This window comes from Halopseudomonas pertucinogena, assembly GCF_014646575.1.
Classification (GTDB): Bacteria; Pseudomonadota; Gammaproteobacteria; order Pseudomonadales; family Pseudomonadaceae; genus Halopseudomonas; species Halopseudomonas pertucinogena.
Window position 1 is genome coordinate 380,741 of record NZ_BMNN01000002.1, and the last position, 15,588, is coordinate 396,328.

A 15,588-nucleotide genomic window follows, 5' to 3' on the forward strand; every position below is an offset into this window, starting at 1 on the left:
CGCGGCGGGTATTTGGCAGGCCAATGGGCAAGCCAGCTGCCGGCAAATTTGGCATAGTGCAGAAAAATACAAGCGGAGAACCGTCCCATGCTCAACAGCGAACAGCACATGCTGAACGTCAACGACATCCATCTCAGCGTTCACGTCGCCGGACCCGCCGACGGCCAACCGGTGTGGCTGCTGCATGGATTTCCGGAGTGCTGGTATTCCTGGCGCCACCAGATGCAGGCGCTGGCGCAGGCCGGCTACCGCGCCTTCGCTCCGGAGATGCGTGGCTATGGCGCAAGCAGTGCGCCGATGACGGTCGAGGCCTATGACATCCTCACCATCTGCGGCGATATCCAGGCCGCCATGACCCACTTCGGCCATGAACAGGTCGCGATGGTGGGTCATGACTGGGGTGCCAATATCGCCTGGTATCTGGCGTTGCTGGAGCCGGAGCGGGTGAAGGTGGTCAGCGGCATGTCGGTGCCGTTCGGCGGTCGTCCCAAACGCCCGGTCATCGACATGATGCGCGAGCGCTTCAGGGATCGTTTCCTCTACATTCTGTACTTCCAGGAACAGGGTCCGGCGGAAACAGAACTGGAGGCGGATATCCCGCGCACCCTGCGCATCCTCATGCATGGCCGCCCCGCCTCGGGCAACGGGCTGATCGCCGACAAGCCGGCCGACTCCCGCTGGCTCGATGACTATGTGGACCCGCAGGTACCGCCGGAGTGGTGCCCGCCCGAGGCCTTTGCCGTCTACGTGGAGACCTTCATCGACAACGGCTTCCACGGCCCGCTGAACTGGTACCGCAACTACGAGCGCAACTGGGAACGCACCGCGCACCTGGCCGGCAAGCAGGTCGAGCAGCCGGCGCAGTTCATCATCGGCGACCGCGACCCGGTAGCCGCGCTGGAGAGCATCACCATCGAACGCATGCCCAACGTGGTACCGAAGGTTGAGCAGCACGTCATCGAACGCTGCGGCCACTGGGTACAGAGTCAGAAGCCCGAAGAGGTGAATACCCTGCTGCTGGATTTCCTGCGCAGGCATTATTGACGCGCGCAGTCAGCCGCTCCGATCCCGCCTCTGCCCCCTCGTTGTAGGAGCCCCGCCCCCGGGGCGATAGGGCTGCGCCAGCAGCCCCGGCGTTAAACCACCCCCCAGTCGACGCCCCCGCCACAAACCGGTATAGTGCACGCCGTCGCCATTCCGGCGCCATGGGTTCCCTAACCCCATCCATCAAAAAGGTGATACTGATGTCCATTGCTCCCTCACGGCTGCGCAGCGCGCTGGCCTGGCTTGTTGCCTTTCACGTTCTGATCATCATCGCCAGCAACTATCTGGTGCAGTTGCCCTTCACCCTGTTCGGCTTCCATACCACCTGGGGTGCGTTCAGCTTTCCGTTCATCTTTCTCGCCAGCGACCTGACCGTACGCCTGCTCGGCAAGCAGGCGGCCCGCCGCGTCATCGCGCGGGTCATGTTGCCTGCGCTCGCCGTGTCCTATGTGGTGTCGGTGCTGTTTCAGGAAGGGGCGTTCCGCGGCTTCGAGGCGCTGGGTCAGTTCAACACCTTCGTGTTGCGCATCTCGCTGGCGAGTTTCATGGCCTACGTCTGCGGTCAGCTGCTGGACATCCAGGTCTTTGATCGCCTGCGCAAGCTGCCCCAGTGGTGGATCGCGCCCACCGCATCGATGATCTTCGGCAACCTGGTCGACACCTTCGTGTTCTTCTCCGTGGCCTTCTGGCGCAGCGGCAACGAGTTCATGGCGGCAAACTGGGTGGAGATCGGTGCGGTCGACTACGTCATCAAGGTGGTGATCTGCATCATGCTGTTCGTGCCGCTGTACGGAATAATGCTCAACGCCATCCTGCGGACCCTCGCCGGCAGGCAGGCGGCAACGGCCTGAGGCCGGGCACCGGTTCACACTTCTGCAACCCGCTGCTTGCCCGCGGCCGGGCACGTTCTAGACTCGGCTGCGATCAGACAGCAGGGATGCAGCATGAAGCGACTCATGGCAACACTGGCCTGGCTGGCCAGCACCCCACTGCAGGCAGCCTGCCCCGACGCAGCCAGCCTCCGGCAACTGGCCGAGCAGGTCGGGGAATGGGAAAAGGCCTACCACGAGCAGGGCCGCTCGCTGGTCAGCGATGACATCTACGACCAGGCCCTGCTGCGCCTGCAACAATGTACCGGCCAGCCCGCCCCGCCGGGCTATCAACCCCGTCCCGGCGAACTGCCCCATCCCGTTGCCCAGACCGGGCTCGACAAGATCCATACCCCGGCGCAGGCCCGGCAATGGATGGCCCAGCGGCAGGATCTGTGGATCCAACCCAAGGTCGATGGCGTTGCCGTAACGCTTGAATACCGTGACGGGCAACTGCAGCGCGCCATCAGCCGCGGCGATGGGATACAGGGGCAGGACTGGACCGCCACCGCACAGCGGGCGCCCCATGTTCCCCAGCACTGGCCCGATGCCCGGCACGTCGTGCTGCAGGGCGAGCTGTACTGGCGGCTGGGCAGCCACATCCAGTCACGCGATGGCGGTGCCGGGGCCCGCAGCCGGATCGCAGGGGTGATGAATCGCCACCATGTCAGCGACGTCGATCTGCAGCACATCGGTTTATTCGTCTGGGACTGGCCCAACGGGCCGCGGCCCATGCCGGAGCGCCTGCAGCAGCTCAGTGAAGCCGGGTTCGATACGGCAACCTACACGTTGCCGGCTCCCAGCGCCGCAGAAGCCGAAGCCCGGCGCAAGCACTGGTATACGCACCCGCTGCCCTTTGCCACGGACGGTGTAGTGCTGCGCCAGGGCCAGCGTCCCCCGGCCGGCCAGTGGCAGGCGAAGGCCCCGCACTGGGCGGTGGCCTGGAAACATCCGGCGCGCTCGGCACTGACCCGCGTCGAATCGCTGCAGTTCACCATCGGCCGCAGCGGACGTATCACGCCGGTACTGGAGCTGGAACCTGTGCAGCTGGACGACCGCCGTATCACCCGTGCGAGCCTCGGCTCGCTGGCGCGCTGGCGGCGGCTCGACGTGGCCAGCGGGGATCTGGTCGCCATCAAGCTGTCTGGGCAGGCGATTCCACAGCTTGAGCAGGTCATCAGCCGCAGCACCAGCCGTTCGCTGCCGGCACCACCCGACCCGTCGCGTTACCACTCGCTGAGCTGCCTGACCCTGACCCAGGGCTGCCGGGAGCAATTCCTGGCGCGGCTGGACTGGTTGGGCAGTCGCCAGGGGCTGGATCTGGCAGGCGTCGGCCCGGGTAGCTGGCGCTGCCTGGCGGATGCCGGTGTACTGGATGGGCTGCTCGACTGGCTGGCGCTGGACAGCCTGCCGACGCAGTGTGGCGGCCAGCTGGCCGAGCGGCTTCGGCCGGCCCGAGAGCGCGGGTTCGGGCAATGGTTATCGGCGTTGGGAATGCCGCCGGCCGGCGATGCGCAGCTGGCAGGGAGCTGGAGCGAGCTGGCGGGAAAGAGCAGCGCCGACTGGCAGAGGCAGCCCGGGATCGGGCCCGTGCGTGCGCAGCAGCTGGTGGTGTTTTTTGGTGATGAGCAAGTGGTGCGGCTGCGGGAGCAATTGCGTGCCGCAGGGGTGGACGGTTTCTAGGACCGGGCGGGCTTTGCCCGCCATCGCGCCGAGGTCGGCGCTCCCACAGGTAAGGGAGGAGCCCAGGGTTGAAATCATCCCCAACGAGCTCGGGAGAGGGTTTGTGTATGAACCAAGCCCCGCGGCGATGGGCCCGGGAACGGGTTTGTGGAGGAGCCGCGCCCCCCCCCGGCGATGGACTCGGGACGGGTTCTGGTAGGAGCCGCGACCCCGCGGCGATGGGCCCGGGACGAGTTCTGGTAGGAGCCGCGACCCCGCGGCGATGGGCGCGCAACGCGCGCCCCGGGGTGCGCTGGCTATTCCGCATTCAGATAGGACGACCGGGTCAGCCCCAACCTCAGCATGTCCAGATACTTCGCCCTGTCCGCCGCACTCAGCCGTGCCCCGGCCACCTTGTCGCGGTACCGCGATACCAGCTCATCCGGCTCGAAATGCACATAGCGCAGCATGTCCTCGATGGTGTCATGGGTCTCGACACCGCCGTGCACCACCCGCCCGTCATCCAGCTGGTAGACGTTGACCGAGTCGGTATCGCCGAACAGGTTGTGCATGTCGCCGAGAATCTCCTGGTAGGCCCCGACCATGAAGATGCTCAGCAGGTAATCCTCCCCTTCGCGCAGATCATGCACCGGCAGACTGGTTTCAATACTCTGCTCATCGACGTAATGGCGGATCTTGCCGTCGGAATCGCAGGTCAGATCCTGCAGCACTGCCCGGCGCAGCGGCTCCTCGTCCAGCCGGTTGAGCGGCAGGATCGGCAACACCTGGTCGATGGCCCAGGTATCCGGCAGGCTCTGGAATACCGAGAAATTGCAGATGTACTTGTCGGCCAGCTTGTCGTTGAGTTCGTCCAGCACCTGCCGATGGGAACGCTGGCGTGCCTTGAGCAGTGCATGCAGCCGGCTGCACAGGGCGAAGTAGCACTGCTCGGCCAGCGCCTTCTGCGACAGGCTGAGCCTGCCCTCGGCGTACTGCCCCGCCACATCGGTCATGTAGTGGGTGGCACGCCAGTAGGTTTCGGTCACCATCTCGATATCGGTCTGCCCCAGCAGGCCGACCAGTTGCTGAAGTACCTGCGGCAGCTGTTCCACGTCCTCAATCGGCGGCACTTCGGCGTTGTGCCGCTCCACGTCGGTCACCTGGACCACCAGCACGGCGTGGTGCGCGGTCAGGGCGCGGCCGCTCTCGGAAAAGATGTGCGGGTGCGGCAGCCCCTGCTCTTCGCAGAATTCGCGGAGCATCAGCACCACGGTGCGGGCATACTCCTGGACGTCATAGTTGATCGAGCTGGCATTGCGCGAGTGAGTGCCGTCGTAATCCACGCCCAGCCCGCCGCCGACGTCGATATGGTCCACCGGCAGCCCCAGCGCCCGCAGCTCGCCGAAATAGCGGATCGCCTCGCGAAAGCCATGCTGGTAATCCGCCAGGTTGGCGATCTGCGAGCCCATGTGAAAGTGCAGCAGGCGCACACCGGCTTCCAGCCCCGCCCTGCGGAACTGGTCCACCACACGCAACAGTTGCGCAGCGGACAGCCCGAACTTGGATTTTTCCCCACCGGTATCGGCCCACTTGCTCGATGCCAGCGACGACAGCCGCACCCGCAGGCCGACCTGCGGCGTCAACTGCAACACGCTGGCTTCCTCGATGACCAGCGCGACCTCGGATTCTTTCTCGATGACGATGAACACGTTATGGCCGAGCTTCTGCCCCAGCAGCGCCAGGCGGATGAACTCGCGGTCCTTGTAGCCGTTGCAGACGATGGTGCCGCCCTTGGGTGCCAGCGCCAGCACGGCCATCAGCTCCGGCTTGGAGCCGGCCTCCAGGCCGATGGCGACATCCTCGGTGGCGATGATGTTCTTTACCACCGCCTCCTGCTGATTGACCTTGATCGGATAGAGCGCGGTGTAGCTGTTCCGGTAATCCAGTTCGGCAATGCTGCGATCGAAGGCACCGGTGAGCTGGCGCACCCGGTCCTGCAGGATGTCCGGAAAACGCAGCAGCAGTGGCAGGTCCAGCCCGCTGTCACGCAGCTGGCCGACCAGCTGGTGCAGGTCGATGGGCGAGTCCACTTCGGGGCGCGGGCGCACCTCGACATTGCCCTGCTCGTTCATGTTGAAATAGCCGACACCCCAGTGGCGAATACCGTAGACGCTGCGACTGTCCGCCACCGTCCAGGCGGATGCGTCTTCCTTGCGTGAACGTCTTGATCCCACCATGCAACTGACTCCTCGACCCCGTTCTGTTGGCTTTCAGCATAAACCAGTTTGACCACCGCTTTCGGTTTTGGCGCCCGGTCGGAAAAAATATTTTCAGTCGAATGAATCCGCCGTACAGCGGTCACAGATCTACTCGGCGCAAAGCGCGCCGACGCCTTTAAGCATGCGGTTCAGGGCAGGATTAACGGAAAATACATATCAGCTGTAAATAGTTGTTCAGAAAGAGATATGACCCACAAGCCACGCAAACCAGGGGTTGTGATCATTTTCTGGATGTGTTTACCATAAAAATGAATTTACAAGTAAACATTCAAAACATGTCTTCCAAATCTTTTTCGCTACGCGTGCCGCGAGCGACCGATGGATACGCTCTTAACCAACTGGTCAAGCGCTGCCCGCCTCTGGATACCAATTCCGTCTACTGCAACCTGCTCCAATGTACTGACTTTTCGGCCACCTCCATCGCCGCCGAACATACCGATGGCGAACTGGTCGGCTTCATCTCCGGCTACTGCCCACCCTCCCGTCCCGACACGCTGTTCATCTGGCAAGTTGCCGTGGATGACCGCATGCGCGGCCAGGGTCTGGCGATCAGCATGTTGCTGGAGCTGGTCCGCCGCACGGCTGCCGACAACGGCGTGCGCTGGCTGGAAACCACCATCTCCCCCGGCAACACCGCCTCCGAGGCGCTGTTCGCCAAGGCCTTCCGCCAACTGGGGGTGGAGCCGGAGACCAGTGTGTTGTTCAGTCGGCAAACCCATTTTGATGGTCAGCACGATGATGAAGTGCTCTATCGCGCTGGACCCTTCTCCCCCTCCGCACTTTCAGAACTTACCAAGACACATCAGGAGTCTGCATGAACACCTTCGAACAGTTTGAAAAACACGAGTCCGGTATTCGCAGCTACTGCCGTTCCTTCCCGGTCATCTTCAAGCAGGCCCGTGGTGCCGAGCTGATCACCGCCGATGGCAAGTCCTACATCGACTTCCTCGCCGGTGCCGGCACGCTGAACTACGGCCATAACCACCCGGTATTGAAGAAGGCGCTTATCGAGTACCTCGAGAACGACGGCCTGACCCACGGTCTGGACATGTATTCCTCAGCCAAGGAAAGCTTCCTGGAAAGCTTCCACCGCATCGTCCTGGAGCCCCGCGGGCTGGGCGACTACGTGGTGCAGTTCAGCGGCCCGACCGGTGCCAACTCGGTGGAAGCGGCGCTGAAACTGGCCCGCAAGGTCACCGGCCGCAGCAACATCATCAGCTTCACCAACGGCTTCCACGGCTGCACCGTGGGTGCCCTGGCCGCCACCGGCAACCAGCACCACCGCGGCGCCGCCGGCGTACCGCTGACCGACGTCAGCCGCATGCCCTACGCCAACTACTTCGGTGACAAGGTCAATACCATCTCGATGATGGACAAGCTGCTCAGCGACCCGAGCAGCGGTGTGGACAAGCCCGCCGCGGTGATCGTCGAAGTGGTCCAGGGCGAAGGCGGTCTGAACGCGGCCTCCTCCGACTGGATGCGCAAGCTGGAAAAGGTCTGCCGCAAGCACGAAATGCTGCTCATCGTGGACGACATCCAGGCCGGCTGTGGCCGCACCGGCACCTTCTTCAGCTTCGAGGAAATGGGTATCAAGCCGGACATCATCACCCTGTCCAAATCACTGAGCGGCTTCGGCCTGCCCTTCGCGGTGGTCGTCATGCGCCGCGAACTGGACCAGTGGGAGCCGGGTGAGCACAACGGTACCTTCCGCGGCAACAACCACGCCTTCGTCACCGCCACCGCCGCGCTGGAACACTTCTGGACCAGCACCGAGTTCGCCGACAGCGTCAAGGCCAAGGGCGCGCTGATCCGCGAGCGCATGCAGAAGATCGTCCGCCGCCATGGCCCGGACTCCCTGTTCGTCAAGGGTCGCGGCATGATGATCGGCATCAGTTGCCCGGACGGTGAAACCGCCGCCGCCATCTGCGCCGAAGCCTTCGAAAACGGCCTGGTCATCGAGACCAGCGGCAACCACAGCCAGGTGGTCAAGTGCCTCTGCCCGCTGATCATCAGCGAGGAGCAGATCAACAAGGCCATGGACATTCTCGACGCCGCCTTCGCCAAGGTCATGGCAGCCGGCGCACAGCACAAAGCATCCTGAGGAACAGCAACAAATGATCGTACGTACCCTGAAAGACTGTGAAGCATCCGAACGCAAGGTTGTCACCGAGACCTGGGACAGCACCCGGATGATCCTGAAGGAAGACAAGATGGGCTTCTCCTTCAACATCACCACCATTTACGCGGGCACCGAGACCCACATCCACTACCAGAACCACCTGGAGTCGGTGTACTGCATGAGCGGCAACGGCGAGATCGAGACCATCGCCGACGGCAAGATCTACAAGATCGAGCCCGGCACCCTGTACATCCTCGACAAGCACGACGAGCACCTGCTGCGCGGCGGCACCGAGGACATGAAGATGGCCTGCGTATTCAATCCGCCGCTGACCGGCCGTGAAGTCCATGATGAAAACGGCGTATACCCCGCCGACCTGAGCGCCGACCCGGCATAGGAGAAAAAATGTCTATCGTGCAAGCTGACCTTTACCCGTCACGCCAGCACAACCATCCCCGCTGGCAGGAACGACTGGATCCCATCACCTACCGCAAGGATGCCACCAACGCACCATTGAGTGCAGAACAGCTGTCGCGCTTCGAGCGCGACGGCTTCCTCGTCATAGAGAACCTGTTCAGCGCCGAGGAAGTGGCCGTGTTCAAGGCCGAACTCGAGCGCATGAGCAAGGACCCGCAGGTCCTGGAAGCGCCCACCGCCATCCGCGAGCCGGACAGCGGCGCGCTGCGTTCGGTCTTCGCCATCCATCGCAGCAACGAGCTGTTTGCCCGGGTCGCCCGTGACGAGCGCACTGCCGGACTGGTCCGCTATCTGCTCGACGGCGACATCTATGTGCACCAGTCCCGCCTTAACCTCAAGCCCGGCTTCAAGGGCAAGGAGTTCTACTGGCACTCGGACTTCGAGACCTGGCATACCGAGGACGGTCTGCCGCGCATGCGCACCATCAGCTGCTCCATCCTGCTGACCGACAACCACCCGTGGAACGGGCCGCTGATGCTGATCCCCGGCTCGCACCGGCATTACATCAGCTGCGTGGGCCAGACGCCGGAGAACCACTACGAGCAATCCCTGCGCAGGCAGGAGTTCGGCATTCCGGATGAGGACAGCCTGCGCGAGATGGTTGATCTCTACGGCATCGAACAGGCCACCGGCCCGGCGGGCAGCGTTGTGCTGTTCGACTGCAACACCCTGCACGGTTCCGGCAGCAACATCGCCCCGAGCCCGCGCAGCAACCTGTTCTACGTCTACAACCATGTGGACAACAAGCCCACCGCTCCCTTCGACGGCATGCCCCCGCGCCCGGAGTTCGTTGCGGAACGCGGCCCAGTGGAACCCCTGGACATCGGCCCGCAGCACTACGGTGCGCGCCACTGAATTCACCGGATGAAAGAAACGCAACCATGCATACAGTAGAAAAAATCGGCGGCACCTCAATGAGCCGCTTCGACGAAGTACTGAATACCATCTTTACCGGTCAACGCCGTGGCAGTGAGCTGTACAACCGCATCTTCGTGGTGTCCGCCTATGGCGGGATGACCGACCTGCTGCTGGAACACAAGAAGAGCGGCGAGCCGGGCGTGTACGCCCGTTTCGCCGAGGCCGAGAGGGAAGACGCCTGGCTGGACGCGCTGGAACGTGTACGCAGCGCCATGCTGGAAAAGAACGCCGAGTTGTTCCCGGCAGACTACGAGCGTCACGCGGCGGACCGCTTCATCGGCGGTCGCATCGATGATGCAGCCGAATGCATGCGCAACCTGCGCAAACTGTGCTCCTATGGCCACTTCCAGCTGGGCGAGCACCTGCTCAAGGTGCGCGAGATGCTGGCCTCCCTCGGCGAGGCGCACAGTGCCTTCAATACCGTACTGGCACTCAAGCAGGCCGGCGTGAACGCCCGCCTGGTCGACCTCACCGGCTGGGACCTGCAGGAGCCGAAGACCTTCAAGGACATGATCGCCGACAGCTTCGCCGGTATCGACTTCAGCAGCGAGCTGGTGGTCAGCACCGGCTACACCCACTGCAGCGAAGGCCAGATGAAGACCTTCGACCGCGGTTACAGCGAGATCACCTTCGCCCAGATCGCCGCCGCCACCGGCGCCAGCGAAGCGATCATCCACAAGGAATATCACCTCTCCAGCGCGGACCCGAATCAGGTCGGCGTCGACAAGGTGGTCACCATCGGCCGCACCAACTATGACGTGGCCGACCAGCTGTCCAACCTGGGGATGGAAGCAATCCACCCCCGGGCCGCACGCACCCTGCGCCGGGCCGGCATCCAGCTGCGCATCAAGAACGCCTTCGAACCGGATCACGGCGGCACCACCATCAGCCAGGATTACTGCAGCGCAAAGCCCTGCGTGGAGATCATTGCCGGGCGCAAGGATGTCTACGGGCTGGAAGTGTTCGACCAGGAGATGCTCGGCGATGTCGGCTACGACATCGAGATCACCCGCCTGCTCAAGCAGCTCAAGCTGTACGTGGTGAACAAGGACTCCGACGCCAACAGCATCACCTACTACACCGCCGGCTCGCGCAAGGCCATGACCCGCGCCGTGCGGCTGATCAAGGAACGCTACCCGATGGCCGAAGTGAACCTGCACAACATCGCCATCGTTTCGGCGATCGGCTCCGACCTCAAGGTCAAGGGCATCCTGGCACGCACCGTGGCGGCACTGGCCGAGGCGGGCATCAGCATCCAGGCCATCCACCAGTCGATCCGTCAGGTGGAGATGCAATGCATCATCGATGAGGCGGATTACGATGCGGCGGTGGTGGCACTGCACCGGGCGCTGATCGAGCCGGAAAACCACGGGGATGTGATTGCGGTGGCTTCCTGAGGGTTACCGGGTTGTGACTTCCCCCTCTCCCCCGACCCCTCTCCCCTTTGCGGGAGAGGGGCCGGGGGAGCCGCCCCGCCATCACTCCCCCACCAGAAACTCCCGCACCCGCTCCGCCGCCAACCTTGAATTCTCCTGCATGAAACAATGCCCACCCGGCAGCGCCTCGACCTGCACATTCGCATTCAACCGCGCCAGCCGCGCAGCAGACTCCTTCACAAAGGGATAGCTCTCCTCCCCGTGGATCAGCCGCACCGGCGTCTCGATCGCCCGGAGTGATTTCCACAGCCCCTGCGGCATCGACTCGAATATCTCCGCTTCCCGGCTGGGCTGACATTTCAGCGTCACTCCGCCATCCGGATCATCCCGCAGCGCGTGCTCGATATGCGCCCACATCGCCTCCTCCTCCCAGCCACGAAAAATGCCCCGACCATTGAGCCTGGCAAAGGCCTCTTCGCGATCCTGCCAGTGGCTGCGGCGTTTGCGGGCACCATCGGCCATGGGATTTTTGATCGCCCAGCCGAGCAGCCCGCGCAGCAGGATGAGTTTCGGCGGAAACAGGACCGGATCCAGCAGCACGGCCCGCTCGAACAGCACCGGATGGGCCGATACGATCAGGCTGGTGAGCACCCCGCCGAAGCTGTGACCACAGGCAAAACGGGGCACCTTGCCGAAACGGGCAAGGCCGGCGATCAATGCTTCCACTGCCAGTTCGGCGTTATGGTTCCAGCCGCGGAATTCGCCGCCGTGATCACTGTCGCCGTGGCCCTGCATATCGCACAGCCACAGATCGAAATGCACACTGAGGTGCTCGAGCATCGGCTCGTAGGTGCGGGTACAGAAACCGTTACCGTGAATGAAATGCAGCAGCGGCTTGCCGCTGGGCGGTGAATGCCAACCGCGAAGGGTGAATCCGGCCGAACTCTGATGCGACCAGGGTAACAACGTCATGCAAACCTCCCCCGAAACGAGGGCACAGTCTATTACGCCCCCGCGCCCTTGTCAGGGACGGAGCGGCGTTACAAGGCAACGGGATGGGGTCGGATGGCATCCGCCCAAGGGAAGAAGCCAACCCGTGGCGGCGCCACGGGTTGGAAAAGCAGCAGGATCAGTCGGTACTCTGGGTCGGCGAGTCCTTGTCGTCGCACTCCGGCTCACCGCTGCTGTAAGTGGGCCTGCTCGTCGTGCGGGTCGTCGGACATGATCTGCACGCACATCTCCCATTCCGGGTAGTCCCCCCGCTCGATGGCGTCATACAGGTCGCGGGTGGCGTGGCCGACGTCATGCTTCTGGATCTCGGCCGCCTGCTCGGCGGTCAGGTTCTTCACGCCCTGCTTCGGCTCGAAGGAGAACTTGCATAGCACCGCCACGCCCTCATCGTTCACCCGCTTGTAGGTGTTCACGCTGGAGCCCTGCATGTTGCGGTAGCCCGCCGGGATACCCCAGGGACTCTTGACCCAGGTGACCATGTGCAGGGATTCCGGGTGGTGCTGGACGAAATCATAGAAGCGCCAGGCTTCCTGGCGGTTGCTCACCGGGTCCGGCTTGAAGGCGTGGATCATGTCGGGAAACTTGATGCCCCGGTGCCCCGGGCGTGCACGACCCGCTCGGGAATCCGCTCGCGGTCGAAGTGGGTGATCTTCTCAATGAACTGATAGTTTTCAAGGGTAGCGGGGCCCCGCTCGCCCACCGAACGAAGGCTCTGGTTGTCGCGTACCGGATGGCCCTGCCTGGTGGTCAGCGTGGTGGGTTTCTCATTCATGGCGCGCTCCGAATAAACCCGGTGTATGTAGGGTTTTAGTCGCGCGCGCGGCTCAAATGTTCAGGTAAAAGCCCCGCATCGGGTGCGCGCCCTCAGCGCAGGATGTAGTCCACACTGGTCACCACCCGGATCTTCTTGGTTTCCGGTGTGTACTGGTCCACGTCCTCGATGCTGAAATAGCCCTGGGACGCCCGGCGGATGCTGCCTACCTCCGCCCCGGCGTCCCGTGCGAACTGACCGGCAGCGGCGCGGGCTTCACGGGTCGCCTCGGCGATCATCTCCGGTTTGATGGCATTGAGCTGAGTGAACAGGAACTGCGGCTGGTGTTCATAGCTCTGAGTCAGCGCCACGCCGGATTTGACCAGCTCGCCGACACTCTGCATGCCCTGCTTGACCCGCTGTATGTCCCCGGTGCGCACCAGCACGGTCACCTCCGCACGGTAGCGCTCGGGTGGCATGTTCGAGCCGTAGAGGTTGGCATGCTGGTCGGTAATCTTCGGCATCGACAGCTGCAGGCTGGTTTCGGCAAAGCCCTTGAGCAGCAGGTAGGAGCGGATCAGGTCCTGCTGCGCGTCTATCTCGTCCTGCAGGGCATCCAGACTGTTACCGGTAACGGTGAAGTTGATCGGCCACAGCGCCAGATCCGCGTCCACCGTACGCTCGGCCAGGCCCTTGACGCTGACCACCCGGTCCGAATCGCGGAACTGCAGCAGTCCCGTCTTGATGCTGACCGCCATGAAGGCCAACGCGAGAGCGAGCAACGCGGCGGCTATTACTGCAAACAGGGAAATGCGAGAGCTGTCGGTCATGCGAGTGGGTCCTTATTCTGCCAAAGATCTATATAGCTGAAACTGGCGCGGAACTCGACACGCCTTTTTATTCATCGCGCCGCAGATCGTCCGGAATCGGCGGTTCGGGCATGGGCCCCGGGCGCTGACCCTTGCCCTGCTGATACTGGCGGATCTGGTACACGTAGGCCAGCACCTGGGCCACGGCCAGGTAGAGCCCGGCCGGGATGGGGTGCTCCAGTTCGGTGCTGTAATAGACCGCCCGGGCCAGTGGCGGCGATTCGAGGACGATGACGTCATGCTCGGCAGCCACCTCGCGGATCTTCTGTGCGAGGAAGTCCGCGCCCTTGGCGACCACCACAGGCGCCCCGCTGTTCACCGGGTCGTACTTCAGCGCCACGGCGTAGTGCGTCGGGTTGGTGATCACCACGTCGGCCTTGGGTACCTCGCCCATCATGCGCCGCTCGGCCATCTCCCGCTGCAACTGGCGCACCCGGGATTTGACCTCCGGCTTGCCTTCGCTGTCTTTGTATTCATCCCGCACCTCCTGCTTGGTCATGCGGGTCTTCTTCTTGTTGTCCCAGATCTGGAACGGCACATCCACTGCGGCAATCAAAATCAGCGCGCAGGCCAGCAGTACCAGCGAGGTGCCCAGTATCCAGGCGCTCTGGGCGATGGCGCTGGGCAGGGTCTGGTTGCCCAGCGCCAGCAGATCGTCGGTGCGCATGTTCAGTACCACCAGCGCCATCACCAGCACTACCAGGAACTTGGCCACCGCCTTGAGCAGTTCCACCAGCGCCTTGAGCGAGAACATGCGCTTGAGGCCGGCCAGCGGATTGAGCCGTTCGCCCTTGGGCGCCAGCAGTTTGGCGCTGAACAGCCAGCCGCCGAGCAGCACCGGGCCGATCAGCGCAGCGGCGAGCAGCATCAGCAGGAATACCGTCAGCCCGCCGAAGCCATGGCTGATCGATGCAAACAGATGCAACCCCATGCTGTCGGTGTTGTACAGCGCTTCGCGCTCGATGGAGAAGTTGAACACCATCAGATCCATCAGCCGGCGGGCCATCTGTGGCCCCAGCATCAGCAGGCCGAGCGCGGCCACCATCACCACCGCCAAGGTGTTCAGCTCGCGGGACCGGGCGACCTGGCCCTTCTCCTTCGACTCCTTCTGGCGTTTCGCCGTGGGTTCTTCCGTGCGTTCCTGACCGCTGTCTTCCGCCATCAGCGCGCCCCCACCATTTCCCGAAGCCAGATGAGCGCCTCGGAGGCCAGAAGATGGTACTGCCCTGCGGTGTTACCCAGCAGTACCCAGAGAATGAACAGGCCGAACACCAGCGTCAGCGGAAAGCCGACCGAAAAGATGTTCAGCTGTGGCGCGGCGCGCATCATCACGCCGAACGACAGGTTGACGATCAGCAGCGCGGTCACCGCCGGCAGGCCGATCAGCAGGGCCGATGCCATGACCCAGGAGAAGCGCAGCACCAGCGTATGGAAGCCCACCGCCTGCAGGGTCTCGCCGATGGGCAATGTAGTGAAGCTTTCCACCAGCACTTCGATCGCCACCAGATGGCCGTTCAGCGCCAGGAACAGCAGCGTCACCAGCATGGTGAACACCTGCCCTACCACGGCAACCGAGATACCCATGGCCGGATCGTTCATCGAGGCGAAACCCAGACCCATCTGCATCGCAATGATCTGCCCTGCCAGAACGTGGATCTGGAACAGCAGCTGCAACAGAAAGCCCATGGCCGCGCCGATCAGGATCTGCTCGGCAATGACCACCCAGGTGCCCAGCGCCAGCGGATCGAGCTGGGGCACCTCGGCAATCTGCGGCGCCACCAGCGCGGTCAGTGCCAGCGCCAGATACAGGCGGATGCGCATCGGCAGCAGCTGGGTGCCAATCACCGGCATGGTCATCAGCAGCGCGCCGATGCGGAAGAACACCCACAGGTAGCCGGCCAGCCAGCGGCCGATGTCACTGCCCGCCAGCTCGATCATCAGCCGATGAGGCCCGGTATGCTGCGATACAGCTGTTCCGTGAAGTCGATCAGCTGCCGCACCAGCCAGGGCCCGAGAAAGATGATGGTGACGAAGGTGAACAGCAGGCGCGGCAGAAAGCTCAGGGTCTGCTCGTTGATCTGGGTGGCGGCCTGGAACACGGCCACGGTCAGGCCCACCAGCAGGCTGGGCACGACGATTACCGCCACCATCACCGTGGTCAGCCACAGCGCCTGGCGAAACAGATCCACTGCCACTTCGGGTGTCATTGTTCA

The 15,588-nt window shown here is 63.4% G+C and carries 15 protein-coding genes and 1 pseudogene; 8 read left to right on the forward strand and 8 right to left on the reverse strand.

Going from position 1 to position 15,588, the window contains the following annotated elements; all coding sequences use genetic code 11:
- Nucleotides 1-87 precede the first annotated feature (87 nt).
- The 3 genes from IEW63_RS06925 (at nucleotide 88) to ligB (ending at nucleotide 3,596) form a co-directional block, all read left to right on the forward strand.
- Nucleotides 88-1,044, forward strand: a complete 957-nt coding sequence (locus IEW63_RS06925; RefSeq protein ID WP_188635874.1) for an alpha/beta fold hydrolase — start codon at nucleotides 88-90, stop codon at nucleotides 1,042-1,044.
- 200 nt (nucleotides 1,045-1,244) lie between these two features.
- Complete coding sequence (locus tag IEW63_RS06930; protein ID WP_188635875.1) at nucleotides 1,245-1,895, forward strand: 7-cyano-7-deazaguanine/7-aminomethyl-7-deazaguanine transporter; 651 nt, start codon at nucleotides 1,245-1,247, stop codon at nucleotides 1,893-1,895.
- Nucleotides 1,896-1,988: 93 nt separating this feature from the next.
- Entirely contained in the window at nucleotides 1,989-3,596 is a 1,608-nt protein-coding gene (gene ligB, locus IEW63_RS06935; RefSeq protein WP_188635876.1) for an NAD-dependent DNA ligase LigB, read from the forward strand.
- Between the two features lie 296 nt (nucleotides 3,597-3,892).
- Here ligB and speA read toward each other — a convergent pair whose 3' ends face one another.
- On the reverse strand, nucleotides 3,893-5,809 hold the full coding sequence (gene speA / locus IEW63_RS06940; protein ID WP_188636071.1) for an arginine decarboxylase: 1,917 nt from the start codon (nucleotides 5,807-5,809) through the stop codon (nucleotides 3,893-3,895).
- A gap of 320 nt (nucleotides 5,810-6,129) precedes the next feature.
- Between speA and ectA the strand changes: the two genes are divergently transcribed.
- The 5 genes from ectA to IEW63_RS06965 are packed head-to-tail and all read left to right on the forward strand — an operon-like array spanning nucleotide 6,130 to nucleotide 10,765.
- Nucleotides 6,130-6,672, forward strand: coding sequence for a diaminobutyrate acetyltransferase (ectA, locus tag IEW63_RS06945; protein ID WP_188636072.1), 543 nt, complete (start codon nucleotides 6,130-6,132; stop codon nucleotides 6,670-6,672).
- On the forward strand, nucleotides 6,669-7,955 hold the full coding sequence (gene ectB / locus IEW63_RS06950) for a diaminobutyrate--2-oxoglutarate transaminase (protein ID WP_188635877.1): 1,287 nt from the start codon (nucleotides 6,669-6,671) through the stop codon (nucleotides 7,953-7,955). Before ectA ends, ectB begins: the two co-directional genes overlap by 4 nt.
- 13 nt (nucleotides 7,956-7,968) lie before the next feature.
- The gene (locus IEW63_RS06955; RefSeq protein ID WP_188635878.1) at nucleotides 7,969-8,370 is read left to right on the forward strand and encodes an ectoine synthase; all 402 of its coding nucleotides are present in this window, start codon (nucleotides 7,969-7,971) and stop codon (nucleotides 8,368-8,370) included.
- An 8-nt stretch (nucleotides 8,371-8,378) separates the two neighbouring features.
- Complete coding sequence (gene thpD, locus IEW63_RS06960; protein ID WP_188635879.1) at nucleotides 8,379-9,305, forward strand: ectoine hydroxylase; 927 nt, start codon at nucleotides 8,379-8,381, stop codon at nucleotides 9,303-9,305.
- A gap of 26 nt (nucleotides 9,306-9,331) precedes the next feature.
- Nucleotides 9,332-10,765 carry an aspartate kinase gene (locus tag IEW63_RS06965; protein WP_188635880.1) on the forward strand — a complete coding sequence of 478 codons (1,434 nt, stop codon included), beginning with the start codon at nucleotides 9,332-9,334 and terminating at the stop codon, nucleotides 10,763-10,765.
- Between the two features lie 81 nt (nucleotides 10,766-10,846).
- Here IEW63_RS06965 and IEW63_RS06970 read toward each other — a convergent pair whose 3' ends face one another.
- The 7 genes and pseudogenes from IEW63_RS06970 to fliQ all read right to left on the reverse strand — a co-directional run bounded on the left by IEW63_RS06970 (nucleotide 10,847) and on the right by fliQ (nucleotide 15,582).
- Nucleotides 10,847-11,716, reverse strand: a complete 870-nt coding sequence (locus tag IEW63_RS06970) for an alpha/beta fold hydrolase (protein WP_188635881.1) — start codon at nucleotides 11,714-11,716, stop codon at nucleotides 10,847-10,849.
- Nucleotides 11,717-11,919: 203 nt separating this feature from the next.
- Nucleotides 11,920-12,327 carry a catalase gene (locus IEW63_RS14705; protein ID WP_272872580.1) on the reverse strand — a complete coding sequence of 136 codons (408 nt, stop codon included), beginning with the start codon at nucleotides 12,325-12,327 and terminating at the stop codon, nucleotides 11,920-11,922.
- A gap of 5 nt (nucleotides 12,328-12,332) precedes the next feature.
- Nucleotides 12,333-12,506: pseudogene (locus tag IEW63_RS14710) on the reverse strand (catalase); the annotation flags it as partial.
- Nucleotides 12,507-12,619: 113 nt separating this feature from the next.
- The gene (locus IEW63_RS06980) at nucleotides 12,620-13,336 is read right to left on the reverse strand and encodes an SIMPL domain-containing protein (protein ID WP_188635882.1); all 717 of its coding nucleotides are present in this window, start codon (nucleotides 13,334-13,336) and stop codon (nucleotides 12,620-12,622) included.
- A 67-nt stretch (nucleotides 13,337-13,403) separates the two neighbouring features.
- Nucleotides 13,404-14,537 carry a flagellar biosynthesis protein FlhB gene (flhB, locus tag IEW63_RS06985; RefSeq protein ID WP_188635883.1) on the reverse strand — a complete coding sequence of 378 codons (1,134 nt, stop codon included), beginning with the start codon at nucleotides 14,535-14,537 and terminating at the stop codon, nucleotides 13,404-13,406.
- Nucleotides 14,537-15,313 (reverse strand): flagellar biosynthetic protein FliR, encoded by a 777-nt coding sequence (fliR, locus tag IEW63_RS06990; RefSeq protein WP_188635884.1) that lies wholly within the window; start codon nucleotides 15,311-15,313, stop codon nucleotides 14,537-14,539. Before fliR ends, flhB begins: the two co-directional genes overlap by 1 nt.
- On the reverse strand, nucleotides 15,313-15,582 hold the full coding sequence (fliQ, locus tag IEW63_RS06995) for a flagellar biosynthesis protein FliQ (RefSeq protein ID WP_188635885.1): 270 nt from the start codon (nucleotides 15,580-15,582) through the stop codon (nucleotides 15,313-15,315). The genes fliR and fliQ overlap by 1 nt, the downstream gene beginning before the upstream one ends.
- Nucleotides 15,583-15,588: the final 6 nt, after the last annotated feature.

Excerpts from the sequence above, each read along its gene's own strand:
- IEW63_RS06955 (WP_188635878.1), top strand. The coding sequence starts at position 7,969 with ATGATCGTACGTACCCTGAAAGACTGTGAAGCATCCGAACGCAAGGTT.
- IEW63_RS06965 (WP_188635880.1), top strand. The coding sequence starts at position 9,332 with ATGCATACAGTAGAAAAAATCGGCGGCACCTCAATGAGCCGCTTCGAC.
- IEW63_RS06970 (WP_188635881.1), bottom strand. The coding sequence starts at position 11,716 with ATGACGTTGTTACCCTGGTCGCATCAGAGTTCGGCCGGATTCACCCTT.
- ligB (WP_188635876.1), top strand. The coding sequence starts at position 1,989 with ATGAAGCGACTCATGGCAACACTGGCCTGGCTGGCCAGCACCCCACTG.
- IEW63_RS06925 (WP_188635874.1), top strand. The coding sequence starts at position 88 with ATGCTCAACAGCGAACAGCACATGCTGAACGTCAACGACATCCATCTC.
- ectA (WP_188636072.1), top strand. The coding sequence starts at position 6,130 with ATGTCTTCCAAATCTTTTTCGCTACGCGTGCCGCGAGCGACCGATGGA.
- IEW63_RS14705 (WP_272872580.1), bottom strand. The coding sequence starts at position 12,327 with ATGATCCACGCCTTCAAGCCGGACCCGGTGAGCAACCGCCAGGAAGCC.
- IEW63_RS06980 (WP_188635882.1), bottom strand. The coding sequence starts at position 13,336 with ATGACCGACAGCTCTCGCATTTCCCTGTTTGCAGTAATAGCCGCCGCG.
- thpD (WP_188635879.1), top strand. The coding sequence starts at position 8,379 with ATGTCTATCGTGCAAGCTGACCTTTACCCGTCACGCCAGCACAACCAT.
- fliR (WP_188635884.1), bottom strand. The coding sequence starts at position 15,313 with ATGATCGAGCTGGCGGGCAGTGACATCGGCCGCTGGCTGGCCGGCTAC.
- IEW63_RS06930 (WP_188635875.1), top strand. The coding sequence starts at position 1,245 with ATGTCCATTGCTCCCTCACGGCTGCGCAGCGCGCTGGCCTGGCTTGTT.
- flhB (WP_188635883.1), bottom strand. The coding sequence starts at position 14,537 with ATGGCGGAAGACAGCGGTCAGGAACGCACGGAAGAACCCACGGCGAAA.
- ectB (WP_188635877.1), top strand. The coding sequence starts at position 6,669 with ATGAACACCTTCGAACAGTTTGAAAAACACGAGTCCGGTATTCGCAGC.
- fliQ (WP_188635885.1), bottom strand. The coding sequence starts at position 15,582 with ATGACACCCGAAGTGGCAGTGGATCTGTTTCGCCAGGCGCTGTGGCTG.